A 12136-nucleotide genomic window follows, 5' to 3' on the forward strand; every position below is an offset into this window, starting at 1 on the left:
TGGGTGTCACGCGCCCTCTAGGTCGAGGGCGGCGTCGAGCAGGGTCCTGGTGTAGGGATGCGTGGGCTGGTCGAACAGGTCGTCGGCGCTGGCGGTCTCGACAAGCTGACCGTGCTGCATCACCGCCACCCGGTCCGCGATCTGGCGGACCACGCCGAGGTCGTGCGTGATGAACAGGATGGCGAGTCCGCGGGAGGCGCGCAGGCTGACGAGCAGGCGCAGGATCTGGGACTGGACGGAGACGTCGAGGGCGGAGACCGCCTCGTCGCAGACCAGCAGGCGCGGCCGCAGCGCGAGGGCGCGGGCGATGCTGACCCGCTGGCACTGCCCACCGGACAGCGACGGCGGGCGCCGGGCCGCGATGCCGGCGTCCAGGCCGACGTCGTTCAGCAGGTCCTCGATGGCGGCGTCCCAGGTCCGGTCGGTCGGGGCGACCGATCGGTGGGTACGCCACGCCTCGGCGATGATGGCGCGGACCGTCATGCGCGGGTTGAGCGAGGCGGCGGGATCCTGGAAGACCATCTGGATGGCGCGGCGGGTCGCCGGAGTTCGGGTGGTGACCGGGCCGACCTGGACGCCGTCGAATCGCACCGTCCCCCGCTGCGCCGCCTGTAGGCCGACGACGCAGCGGGCAACCGTGGTCTTGCCCGAGCCGGACTCGCCGACGACGGCGAGGGTCTCGTCAGGACCGACCGTGAGCGACACGCCGTCGACAGCGTTCGGCTTGAGGCCGCGCCGGCGCTCCCGCCGGGTGCCGAAGTTGACCACGAGGTCATCGACCTCCAGCAGCGCGGGCTGCCCCGTGGCGGTCACGCCGTCTCCTCGGGAAAGTGGCAGGCGACCTGCCGGCCGGTGGCGAGGTGCCGCAGTTGCGGCACGTCGGTGCGGCACCGCTCGCGAGCCTTGGGGCACCGGGGGTGGAACGGGCATCCCGGTGGCCGTTCGGCCGGGTTCGCCGGGCTGCCGGGCAGCGGGTCGGCGATGGCCGTCTTGTTGCGCACCGCCGGGACGCTGACGACCAGCGCCCTGGTGTACGGGTGCGCCGGCCGGTTGAACACCTCGCGGCTGGGGCCGATCTCGCACACCCGGCCGGCGTACATCACGACGACCTCGTCGGCGACGTGCGCCATCACCCGTAGGTCGTGGCTGACCAGCAACATGGCCATGCCCTCTTGCTCGCGGATGCGCTTGAGCAGCCCCAGGATCCGGGCCTGGACGGTGACGTCGAGCGCCGTCGTCGGTTCGTCGGCAAGGATGAGCTGTGGCGAACCGGCGAGGGCGGTCGCCACCATCGCGCGTTGCCGCAGGCCGCCCGAGTACTGGTGCGGGTACTGGGCATGCCGTTTTTCCGGATCGGGAACCCCCACCCGGTCGAGCAGGTCGATCACGGCCCGGCGTACCTGGCCGGCCGGCATGCCGCCGCGGCGGAGGATCTCTCCGACCTGCCGGCCGATCGTCTGCGTCGGGTTCAGTGCGGACTGGGGGTCCTGGTAGATCATGGCGATGCTGTGCCCGCGCAGCCGGCGCCGGGCCTTCTCCGGCATGGCCACCAGGTCCTCACCGTGCCACCAGATCCGGCCGGAGGCCACGCCACCGGCCGGAAGCAGGCCGATGATCGCCGAGGCGGTCATCGTCTTCCCGCTGCCCGACTCCCCGATCAGGCCGGTGGTCCGGCCCGCGTCGACGGCGAACGACACGTCGTCCACCACCCGGACCGGACCGGCCGGGCCGGGCAGGTCGATCGACAGGTGCTCGATCCGCAGCAGCTTCGCCGAACCACCGCCGGGGCCGGGCTCGCTCGGCGCCGGGTCGGTGACCGGGGATGTCGGGAGCGGCTTCACTGTGCGCCGCTGCCGATCCGTACCTTGGCGAAGTCCGGCACGCCGTCCACCGGGAGCGTGAAGTCCTGCAGCGTCTTGCTCCGGGCGTACGGGATCTGGACGAACATCGGGTACATGCCGACGGCGTCATCCCAGATGATCTTGGACGCCTTCGCGTACAGGTCCTGGCGTTTGGCGGTGTCGCTGGTCGAGCCGGCCTGGGTGAGCAGGTTGTCCAGCTCCGCGTTGCAGTAGCCGGTCCGCTTGGCCACGCAAGGGTACAGCCGGCCGAGGTTGGTGGCCGCGTCGAAGCCGGCGGTACCGAGTTGCTGGATGTTCAGGTCCCAGTTGAGCGCCAGCAGATCCTGGAGGAAGACCGCGGACTCCTTCTGGGTGGGGTCGACCTTGACGCCGATCTTGGCGAGGTCGCTCGCCACCGCGTCGGTGAACTGCTGGAACTGCGGTTGCGAGAACTGGAACCGGATCGTCTGCCCGTAGTCCCAGCCGGCCGCGTCCAGCGCCGCCTTGGCCGCGGCGGGGTCGTACTTCACCGGGGTCTGCGGCGCGTAGCCGAGCACGTTGGTGCCGATCACCGAGTCGGCGAGAGCGCCGGTCTCCGGGTACAGCGACTTGATGATCGTCTCGAAGTCGACGGCCTGCCACAGCGCCCGCCGGACGGCCGGGCTGGTCAGCCCCTTCGCCGAGCTGTTCATCCACATCGTCACCACGGCGCCGCCATCCAGCTTCTCCACGACGAGGTCGGGGTTGCTGCGCAGGGCCGGGATCTGGTCGTCCGGCATGGCCCAGGTGAGTCCGACCTCGCCGGTCTTCAGCGCGGTCATCCGGGCCGAGATCTCCTGGATGCTGCGCAGCTCCAGCCGGTCCAGCGGCGGCTTGCCCGCCCAGTACTTCGGGTTGGCGCTGAGGACGAGGTTCTGGCCAGGGGTGAACTGCTGGAGGACGAAAGGCCCGCTGCCGATTGGTTTCTCCCAACCCGCCTTGTCCTGGTTCGCCGGCGTCACGTAGAGGGTGACGAGCTTGCCGAGCAGCGCGGGATCCGGGCCCTTGCTGGTGATGACGACCGTGTCCGTGCCCTCGACCCTGGCCTGGTGGTCCTTGAAGTTGCTCGCCATCGGACCGGCGAGGCTGGCCACCCGGTTCAGGGAGGCGACCACGTCCGCGCCGGTGACCGGGGACCCGTCGGAAAAGGTGACGTTGTCGCGCAGGTTGAAGGTCCACTCGGAGGCGTCGGTGTTGACCTGCCAGGACTCGGCGAGGACGCCCTCGAACTGGCCCTTTCCGGCGATACGCACGAGCGGGCTGAAGATGGCCTTGGCGGCGATCTGGGTGCCGTTGTCCATCGCGGACGCGCCGTGCGGGTCGAGATTCTCGATCGGGAACTGGACGGCGACGGCCAGTTCCTGCGCGACGTCGCCGCCGCCTTCGGACCCGCCGGAGGTGGTGGTGCAGCCGACGAGCCCGACGAGTGCCAGGGCCGCGACGGCGAGGACCTCCGTACGCATTCGTCGCTGTAGCGTCATTGCATCTTCTCCTGCGTTAGGGGTATGCGTTGTCAGCGCCGGGCGCCGAAACGCTGGGTGAGGTGGTCGCCGAGCAGGCCCGTGCTCACCACGAGCCCGGTCAGCGCGAGCCCGGGAAAGGCGGATATCCACCAAGCGGTATCGAGGTAGTCCCTGCCGTTCGCGATGACCTGGCCCCAGGAGACCGCGGAGGGCGGCAGGCCGAGCCCGAGGAAGCTCAGACCGGCCTCGGACAGGACGGCGCCGGCGAATTCGGTGGTCGCCAACGCCGTGACCGGTCCGATCACGAACGGGATGATGTGCCGGACGATCATGATCGGGGTGGGCACCCCGATCAGCCGTGCGGCGTCGATCCACGGCCGTTCCCGCAGCGAGAACGTCAGTCCGCGGGCCAGCCGGGCGAACGCCACCCAGCCCGCCACGGACAGCGCCAGCACCACGACCAGAAGGCCCCGGTCGAAAAGTCCGGCGATGACGACGGCGAGCAGGATGCCCGGGAAGGCCATCAGGACGTCGATGAGCCGGGAGATCCCGACGTCGGTCCAGCCGGACAGGTAGCCGGCCAGCGTCCCGAACATCATCCCGACAATCACGCAGATGACCACCACGGAGGACCCGATGACGATCGAGGTCCGGGCCCCGTAGACCAACTGGCCGAGCATGTCCCGCCCCACCCCGTCGGTGCCCAGCACGGCGACAGTTCCGTCGGCGGTCGTCGAGCCGGGCGGGAGCAGGCGGTCCGACACACTCGTCGCCACCGGGTCGTACGAGATCAGCAGCGGGCCGATCAGGCCGGCGACGAGGTAGCCGGCGAGGACGACGGCGGCGATGGCGGGGACGGCCGGCGGGTAACGCCGGACCCGCGGCCGGACCCGCTCCAGTACGGCGATTGCACTCATGCCGCGCCTCCCAACCGAATCCGCGGATCGAGCCTGGCGGCGACCAGATCCGCCGCGACGTTGAGGCACACCACGATGACCGCGATCACGAGCACCGCCGCCTGCACGATGGAGTAGTCCCGGTTGGCGACCGCGGAGACGAGCAGTGAGCCGAGGCCGGGCCAGGCGAAGACGGTCTCGATGATGACCGCGCCGCCCAGCAGGGTGCCCACGTGCAGTGCCCCGATGGTGACCACCGGCAGCGCCGCGTTGCGCAGGACATGTCCGGTGACCACCTGGCGGGTGGTGAGCCCCTTGGCACGGGACCGCTGCACGTACGGCTCGGCCATGGTGTCCGCCACGCTGCTCCTGCTGATCCTGATCAGGAGCGCGGTGAACGGGGCGGCGAGCGTCAGTGCGGGGAGCACGATGTGCGCTGGCGTCCCGGTGCCGGCGCTGGGCAGCAACCGGAACTTCAGCGCCAGTACCAGGATCAGCATGATGCCGATCCAGAACGGCGGCATGGAGTACAGCGCCAGGGCGAAGCCCGATATCCCGCGGTCGACCCACCGGCCACGGTACGCGCCGGCCAGGGCACCGATCGCCGCGCCGAACATCGCGATCGCGGTGGCCATCAGCGTGAGCTCCGCCGTGGCCGGCAGGCGGGACAGCACCAGGCCGAGGGCGGGGCGGCCGAAGCGGTAGGAGTCGCCGAAGTCGAGGGTCGCCAGCTGGGTGAGGTAGTGCCAGTATTGGACCGGCAGCGACTGGTCCAGGCCGAGCCTGGTCCGCATCGACGCCACCTCAGCGGCCGTGGCGTCCGGGCCGAGCAGCACGGTCGCCTGGTCGCCCGGGGCGATCCGCATGATGAAGAAGACAAGGGTGGCGGCGCCGAGGACGATGACGATCCCGGTGCCGACGGTGCGTAGCACGTATCTGGTCATCGTGGCGTCACCTGCGCTCGCGGTGCCCGGCTGATCGAGTTGCCCCGCACGTCGGTGCACGGGACGAGCAGTTGGATCGGCCGTTCCTGCACACCGTCGAGCAGTTTGACCAGCAGGTCGACCGCTGCCCGGCCCATCTCGACCCGGGGCAGCTCGAAGGAGGTCCAGATCCGGGTCGCCGTCGGTGCGGGCGCGGAGCCCAGGAAGGCCACCGAGATGTCGTCGGGTATCCGGATTCCCGCCGCCCCGGCGACCTCGGCCAGCGCCACGCCCGTGGCGTTGTCCTCGGACGGCTCCACGAGGATCGCCGTCACGCCGGCCCGGATCCAACCGCTCACCCGCTCGGCGGTGACGTCCGCCGCGCCGGAGGAGAACTCGACGAGCAGGTCGGCGGCGGGTAGGCCGGCCGCCTGGGCGCCGGTGCGGCTGCCCAGTTCACGGTCCTCCCCCGGCTCGGCGCCGTCGGTCTGTCGCAGCAACAGCAGGCGCCGGTGACCGAGCGCGACAAGCTCCTCCACGAGGCCCCTGGTCGGTGCGACGTAGTCCGGGGCGACGTAGGAGAGCTCGGCGCCCTCCACCGTGCGTCGACCGATGAAGACGAACGGGAAGTCCTCCCGGACCAGGTTCGCCAGGTCGTCGCGGGAGATGTGCCGGCCCAGCAGGACACAACCGTCCGCCTTCAGCAGCGCGTTGTGCCCCCGGGCGTAGACGCCGTCCCGGGCCGTGTTGGCCGAGGTGAACAGCAACAGGTCGTAGCCGAGGCGGGCCGCCTCCTCCTCCACGCCGAGCAGGAACGGGTAGTAGAAGTCCCGCTGGTCGACCGGGAAGACCGACTCGAACGTGTAGAGCCCGATGGTCTTGACGGTCATGCCGCGCAGCGCCCGGGCGGCCGGGTTCACCGCGTATCCCAGGTCCTCGATCGCCTGGTGGACCCGCTGGCGGGTCTGCTCCGAGACCGGCACACCGTCGGTCTCGTTCAGCACGAGCGAGACCGTGGCCTGGGAGACCCCGGCCCGGCGAGCAATCTCGACCTGGGTGGGCCGTCTCGGCCCAACACGTTTCCGCATCTCGACCCATCTGACTAATACGTAACGAACTTCGGCACACAGTAGGGGTCCCGGGGCGTCTTCACAAGGGGTCAGGATCACGGAACGATGACAACGATGCTGCCGAGGCGTTACAGAAGGACCACTCGCCGCCTCTTGTGACACCTGGACGATCTTCTGTACGCTGCCGCCTCAATACGTATCAGTTGATCGCGCCGGTGCTGACCCGGAACGCACGACGACCGGGCACTCCGCCCAACCCACTCCATGAGGGGGCCAATCGCATGGGCACCGTCAACCGCCGTCACCTCTTGCGCTCAGCCGGCATCGCGGGTATCGCCACGGCTGCCGTCGGCGCAGTCAGCCCTCCCGCCCACGCGGCGCCGGTCAACCCGGCCGACGCGACGACTCCGCAGGACTTCGGCGCGGTCGCGGACGGGGTGGCCGATGACACCGATGCCATCCAGCGGGCCATCGACGCGCAGCTCCAGCGGGCGACCAAAATCGTCTACTTCCCACCGGGCACGTACCGGATCACCCGGACCCTGGTCATCCCGGACATGGAGGGGGCGGGAGGCCCGCACTTCAACCGCCTCGTCCTCGCCGGCGCCGGCACGATGGGCTCGCGGACCTCGATCATCGACGTCGACTTCGACGGGACCGGCATCCTGCTGCGGGCACCGCTGGCGGCCGTTCGCGGCCTCTGCTTCGTCGTTGCGGCGAGCCTGAAGAACTCACAGGCCATCCACATCGCCCGGGATCCCGATGCCGAACGGGCGAACACCGACGACATGGACGCCACGATCACCGAGTGCACCTTCGTGGAGTTCTACACCGCCGTCAAGCACGTCGGGCGCGGACTCGTCTTCACCAACAACCTGGTCGCGGTCGGTGACTTCGGGCTGGACATCTCATGGCCCACCGCCGGGGTCTCCGGCAGCGGCGTCCACCTGCTGCCCTACGGGATGCGCAAGTGGCTCATCGAGGGAAACCACTTCCACAGCATGGGCACGGCCATCGTCACGTCGGGCGCGGACGCCCACAACTTCCGCGGCGCGGTCATCTCGAACAACGTTCTCGACATCGGCCGGCGGCTGTTCTCCGGCGGGATCGTCAACTCGACGTTCGCCGGCAACGTCGTCGAGAACGGGTCCGGCGGATCAGTCGTCGCCATCACGTCCGGCGGCACGAACCTCACCTTCACCGGCAACATCTTCGGCGGCGGTGAGCCCACCGGCGGAGGCCGCCCGTCGCACGCGATCGAGTTCCGCCCCGAGGCGGCCGTGCGGAAGGTCACGATCACCGGTAACAGCTTCAACTGGGTCCTCCGCTCGCCGGTCTACTTCGCCTCGTCGGCGTCCGAGATCACGGTTGCCTCGAACTCGTTCGACAACTGGAATCTCGACCGGGACGAACGGTGGGGTGCTGTCCGGATCAACGGCGACGCGGCAAGCGTGACGGTGATCGGCAACGTGTTCGGCGACAACCCGGTGGCCAGCACGGCTCCGGTACGGGTCGTCGGTGCGATCTCCGGGTCCACGGTCGCGGGCAACACGTTCGGCAACACCGCCGGTGTCCTGCACGCCGGCACGGTCGGCGCCGACAACTATGTCGAGCGGCGCAGCGCCGGAGCCAACCAACACCAGCTCACCGCCGCCGTCAATGGCTCCGTCATCGTCCGGTCCACCACCACCGCCGCACCCAACGTCGGCTCGGACGCCTACGGCAGTTTCGTCGTGGAGGGCAGCAACGCCAGCGCCGGCGTCAAGGGCGGGCTGCGGGTGGTCCCGGTCAACCAGTCCGGCTCGGCCGCCACCGAGTTCCTGTGCGCGACCAACTCCAGCAACGAGGTGGTCTCGATGACCTCCAACGTCAACGGCCTGGTCCCGCCCGCCGACAAGGTGCGGGATCTGGGCAGCGCCGATCGGCGGATGCGGTCCGTCTACACCCATCAGGTGGTGCTCGCCGAGCACGCGCCGGACTCCCTGCCGGACCCGGCAGACAACGTCGGCGGGCTCGTCATGGTCCGCGATCCGTTGACCGGCAAGCGCGCCCTCGCGCTCTCCGACGGCCAGTCCTGGCGCAACGTCGTCCTCGGCTCGGCTGTCTGACGGGCGACCGATCGAAATGGACAGTCGCGGGCTGAACGTCCTTGTACTGCACTGCCACGACCTCGGTCGTTTTCTCGGCTGTTACGGCGTGCCCACAGTCGACTCACCGAATCTGGATGGGCTGGCCGCCTCGGGCGTCCGCTTCAGCCGGGCGTTCAGCACCGCCCCCCAGTGCAGCCCGTCGCGGGCGTCACTGTTCACCGGCCGCTTCCCCCAGCAAAACGGAGTACTCGGCCTGACCCACGCCCAGTTCGGCTGGGACCTTCGGCCGGGCGAGCGCCACCTGGCGGACAGGCTGGCGGAACTTGGCTATCTCACCTCGCTCATCGGTGTTCACCACGAGTCCCGGGTCCGACCCGACGGAGAGGTTGCCCGGCGGCTCGGCTTCGACGAGGTGCTGACGGGAGGTCAGGGAGAAGTCGTGGCAGACCGGGCGATCGACCGGCTGGTCCGGTTCGCCGACCTCGGCCGGCCGTTCTACCTTCAAGTCGGGTTCCGTGAGCCGCACCGGCTGCCGGGCCGCCGCGACCCTGCCGACGTCATGGGATTCGTCGGGGACCACATGTCGCCGTACGCCGAGCGGGGAGTTGCGGTACCCGACTATCTGGTCGACGACGCGAGCGCCCGGGAGGAGATCGCGGAACTGCAGGGCGCAGTGCGGTACATGGATGCCTGCGTGGGCCGGGTTCTGAGCAAGCTCGACGATCTGGGGCTGGCCGAGAACACCATCGTGGTCTTCGTCACCGACCACGGCCTCGCGCTGCCAAGGGCGAAATGCACCCTCTACGACCCAGGACTGGAGATCGCGCTACTGGTCCGGGCACCCGCGCTCGGCTGGCAGGGCGGCCGGATCGTGACCGACCTGGTCTCCGGGATCGACCTGGTGCCGACGCTGCTCGACGGGCTCGGACGACAGATCCCGGCCGACGTGGCGGGCCTTAGCCAGGCGCCGGCCATGACGGGGACGGCCGGCCGACGTCACCAGGCGGTCTTCGGCCAGCTCACCTACCACGACTATTACGATCCGCGCCGCTGCGTGCGAACCGGTTCGCGAAAGCTCATCGTGAACTTCAGCTCCGCACCGTCGATCATGGACGCGAGCCAGTCGTGGCACCGGCGGTGTACGCCGCGCGTCGGACTGAGTGGCCCGGCAGCCAGCCATCCCGTTGCGGAACTGTACGACCTCGACGCCGACCCGACCGAAATGTCCAACGTGATCGACGATCCACACTACGCCGACGACCGGGCAGCACTGATGTCCCGCTTGCGCCAGTGGCTGATCGAGGTCGGCGATCCGCTGCTCGTGGGCGCGGTTGGGTCGCCCTCGCATGACGAGGCGATGAGCGCGCTCGGGCCGGGCAGGGGACGTTCGTGACACGACCACCACCCGCCACCACTCCTTCGCGGCGCCGGGGATATCGATGGCGATCGGGCGTCGTCTACGGGACAGCGGGCAAGGGAGGACGGACCCTGACTCTGGACCTCCACGCCGGCGATCCCGCACACCAACGGCCGGGGGTCGTCTTCATCCACGGCGGCGGGTGGAATTCGGGTAACCCGGGTCTGCTTGCCCGACTCGCCGACGAGCTCGCCGCCGACGGTTATGTGACCGCCACGATCAACTACCGCCTGTCGGGGGAAGCCCGGTGGCCGGCAGCCCTCGAAGACGCGAAGTGCGCTGTGCGTTGGATGCGCGGCCACGCCGCCGAGATCGGCCTCGACCCCCGGCGGCTCGCGGTAGCCGGCGGATCGGCCGGAGGGCAGCTGGCGGCCATGGTCGCCCTGACCCCTGGGCGCTTCGAGGGATCCGGCGGCTGGACGGAAGTCTCCAGCCAGGTTCAGGCGGCGGTGCTCTACAACCCTGTCGTCGACCTGCGCAGCGAGGCACTCGGGCGGCCGCCGCTCCCGGAGCGGGTCCAGGCGTTCCTCGGCGACGACAGCGACCAGGTGACGGCCGCCCAGGCATCCCCCATCACCCACGTCACCCCGACCTGCCCGCCGATCCTCACCCGCGTCGGTGACCAGGACGAGGCCACGCCGCCGGCCGCGGCTGAGGCATTCCACGCCGCGCTCGACGCCGCCGGCGTGCCCAACCGGCTCGAAATCGTCGTCGGAAAAGGGCACGCACTCCCGGTACACGACCATGCCGGCTGTATGAGCGCTACGACCCGCTTCCTCGGCGAGCACTTCACGTCGGTGATCGGCCCGCCGGCGTCCACCGCGCCGAGCCCCACCAGGTAGGAAGGAAGACGCGCATGTTCGCATCCAAGAAGGAGTCGCCGAGTCGCGTCGGACGGCGCGCGTTTCTCAGTGGAGTCGGCGTGGCGGCCGTCGGCGCGCAGCTCGCGACCTCACGGCCGGCGGCTGCGGTCGTGACACCGACGACCCACGGACCGGTGACCATCTGGGGAACGTCGCCGGACGCGCTGCCCTACCCGATTGCCGACCAGACCGTCCGGGTCACCGTGCGGGCGACCATCGGCGCCCGCAGGCTACGGGTCCGGCTGAGCAACGCCTTCGGCACCGCGCCGCTCACCGTCGGCTCGGCTTATCTCGGCCGCCGATCGGCCGGCGCGGCCCTGGTGCCAGGCACGAACAAGGCGCTCACCTTCGGCGGCTCGACGGCGATCACCATACCGCCGGGCGCCGAGGTGATCAGCGACCCGGTGCCGCTCCTCATCGGGCCGGGCGATGACCTGGCGATCAGCGTCTACACGCCCGGCCGGTTCGAGCAGGTCACCGGGCACCTACGCCCCAAGGACTTCTCCTTTCTGTCCCCACCGGGCGACGCCGGTGCGGACGAGTCCGGGGCGGCGTTCCCCACACCGGTGGAGCACTGGTTCTGGGTGGATGCGGTCATCGGCGAGGGTGAGCCGTCCGCCGGTACGATCGTCGCGCTCGGTGACTCGATCACGGACAGCGGCAGCCTGCCCCGGGGCGGCTACCAGGGGTGGTGCGACTTCCTCGCCGAACGCATCGCCGCCACCCTGCCCCCACCCCGCAGGCCGGCGATCCTCAACGCGGGCATCTCGGGCAACCGGCTCATCACCGAGCGACCCGGTGCCGGCGTCACCGCCCAGGCCCGGCTGGACCGCGACGTCCTGTCCCATGCGGGCGTGCGCACCGTGATCGTGTTGGAAGGCATCAACGACATCTACGGCTCGACCGCCACCGCCGCGGACCTGATCGCCGCGCACCGGCAGATCGCGTACCGTGCGGCGGCCCGCGGCCTGCGGGTCATCGCCGGCACCGTCCTGCCGTCTCACCGAGGCGCGTACACCGAACAACGGGAGCGGATCCGCACCGAGTTGAACGCTTACCTCCGCAGCGGCACCGACCACGACGGAGTGATCGACTTCGACGCCGCGCTACGCGACCCGGAAGACCCGACATCGTTGTTGCGCGAGTACGACAGCGGCGACCACACCCACCCCAGCCCGGCCGGATACCGCGCCATGGCCGACGCCGTCGACCTGCGCCTGCTCCGTTAGCTTGAGCTTCGACCGCTGCGGCGTGGCCTCGGGGTATACGAGGTCTTCGTTTTCATACCGCGATTGTTCGATCTGTTGGTGGTAGCGGCGGTGTGCCGATTTGTCCATTGGTCCATGCACCGATCTGTGTAGGAGGCATTGTGTTCCGACTCCGGGTTCGTGCGGTTGCCGTGCTGGCGGTGCCGCTGCTGGTGGCGTCACTGGTGCCGCAGCCGGCGCCAGCGGCTGATCGCGGACTGGTCGTGGCCGATATGACGGTGGAATATGCACACAATCCGTTGGGGATCGACGAACCTCATCCTCTG

At 69.9% G+C, this 12136-nt stretch carries 10 protein-coding genes; 4 read left to right on the forward strand and 6 right to left on the reverse strand.

Going from position 1 to position 12136, the window contains the following annotated elements:
* Window positions 1-6: 6 nt before the first annotated feature.
* From AAH979_RS05750 to AAH979_RS05775, 6 genes are read right to left on the reverse strand one after another with little or no spacing between them, the layout of a single operon-like run.
* Window positions 7-813 carry an ABC transporter ATP-binding protein gene (locus AAH979_RS05750; protein ID WP_346256971.1) on the reverse strand — a complete coding sequence of 269 codons (807 nt, stop codon included), beginning with the start codon at window positions 811-813 and terminating at the stop codon, window positions 7-9.
* Window positions 810-1841, reverse strand: coding sequence for an ABC transporter ATP-binding protein (locus AAH979_RS05755; protein WP_346256972.1), 1032 nt, complete (start codon window positions 1839-1841; stop codon window positions 810-812). Before AAH979_RS05755 ends, AAH979_RS05750 begins: the two co-directional genes overlap by 4 nt.
* Entirely contained in the window at window positions 1838-3361 is a 1524-nt protein-coding gene (locus tag AAH979_RS05760; RefSeq protein ID WP_346256973.1) for an ABC transporter substrate-binding protein, read from the reverse strand. Before AAH979_RS05760 ends, AAH979_RS05755 begins: the two co-directional genes overlap by 4 nt.
* Before the next feature lie 32 nt (window positions 3362-3393).
* Window positions 3394-4260, reverse strand: a complete 867-nt coding sequence (locus tag AAH979_RS05765) for an ABC transporter permease (protein ID WP_346256974.1) — start codon at window positions 4258-4260, stop codon at window positions 3394-3396.
* Window positions 4257-5183, reverse strand: a complete 927-nt coding sequence (locus AAH979_RS05770) for an ABC transporter permease (protein ID WP_346256975.1) — start codon at window positions 5181-5183, stop codon at window positions 4257-4259. Before AAH979_RS05770 ends, AAH979_RS05765 begins: the two co-directional genes overlap by 4 nt.
* The gene (locus AAH979_RS05775; protein WP_346256976.1) at window positions 5180-6250 is read right to left on the reverse strand and encodes a LacI family DNA-binding transcriptional regulator; all 1071 of its coding nucleotides are present in this window, start codon (window positions 6248-6250) and stop codon (window positions 5180-5182) included. The genes AAH979_RS05770 and AAH979_RS05775 overlap by 4 nt, the downstream gene beginning before the upstream one ends.
* Window positions 6251-6513: 263 nt before the next feature.
* Here AAH979_RS05775 and AAH979_RS05780 point away from each other — a divergent pair, with 263 nt between their 5' ends.
* The 4 genes from AAH979_RS05780 (at window position 6514) to AAH979_RS05795 (ending at window position 11831) form a co-directional block, all read left to right on the forward strand.
* Window positions 6514-8340: a glycosyl hydrolase family 28-related protein gene (locus AAH979_RS05780; protein ID WP_346256977.1), complete on the forward strand. Its 1827-nt coding sequence runs from the start codon at window positions 6514-6516 to the stop codon at window positions 8338-8340.
* Between the two features lie 16 nt (window positions 8341-8356).
* A complete protein-coding gene (locus AAH979_RS05785) occupies window positions 8357-9715 on the forward strand; it encodes a sulfatase (RefSeq protein ID WP_346256978.1) in 1359 nt (452 codons plus the stop codon).
* Window positions 9712-10581, forward strand: coding sequence for an alpha/beta hydrolase (locus tag AAH979_RS05790; RefSeq protein ID WP_346256979.1), 870 nt, complete (start codon window positions 9712-9714; stop codon window positions 10579-10581). The genes AAH979_RS05785 and AAH979_RS05790 overlap by 4 nt, the downstream gene beginning before the upstream one ends.
* Before the next feature lie 155 nt (window positions 10582-10736).
* Entirely contained in the window at window positions 10737-11831 is a 1095-nt protein-coding gene (locus tag AAH979_RS05795) for an SGNH/GDSL hydrolase family protein (RefSeq protein WP_346256980.1), read from the forward strand.
* Window positions 11832-12136: the final 305 nt, after the last annotated feature.

The sequence above is a fragment of the Plantactinospora sp. ZYX-F-223 genome (assembly GCF_039649625.1).
Lineage (GTDB): Bacteria > Actinomycetota > Actinomycetes > Mycobacteriales > Micromonosporaceae > Plantactinospora.

Coding starts and splice junctions, on each gene's coding strand:
- AAH979_RS05760 (WP_346256973.1), bottom strand. CDS start 3,361: ATGACGCTACAGCGACGAATGCGTACGGAGGTCCTCGCCGTCGCGGCC.
- AAH979_RS05765 (WP_346256974.1), bottom strand. CDS start 4,260: ATGAGTGCAATCGCCGTACTGGAGCGGGTCCGGCCGCGGGTCCGGCGT.
- AAH979_RS05770 (WP_346256975.1), bottom strand. CDS start 5,183: ATGACCAGATACGTGCTACGCACCGTCGGCACCGGGATCGTCATCGTC.
- AAH979_RS05775 (WP_346256976.1), bottom strand. CDS start 6,250: ATGCGGAAACGTGTTGGGCCGAGACGGCCCACCCAGGTCGAGATTGCT.
- AAH979_RS05780 (WP_346256977.1), top strand. CDS start 6,514: ATGGGCACCGTCAACCGCCGTCACCTCTTGCGCTCAGCCGGCATCGCG.
- AAH979_RS05785 (WP_346256978.1), top strand. CDS start 8,357: ATGGACAGTCGCGGGCTGAACGTCCTTGTACTGCACTGCCACGACCTC.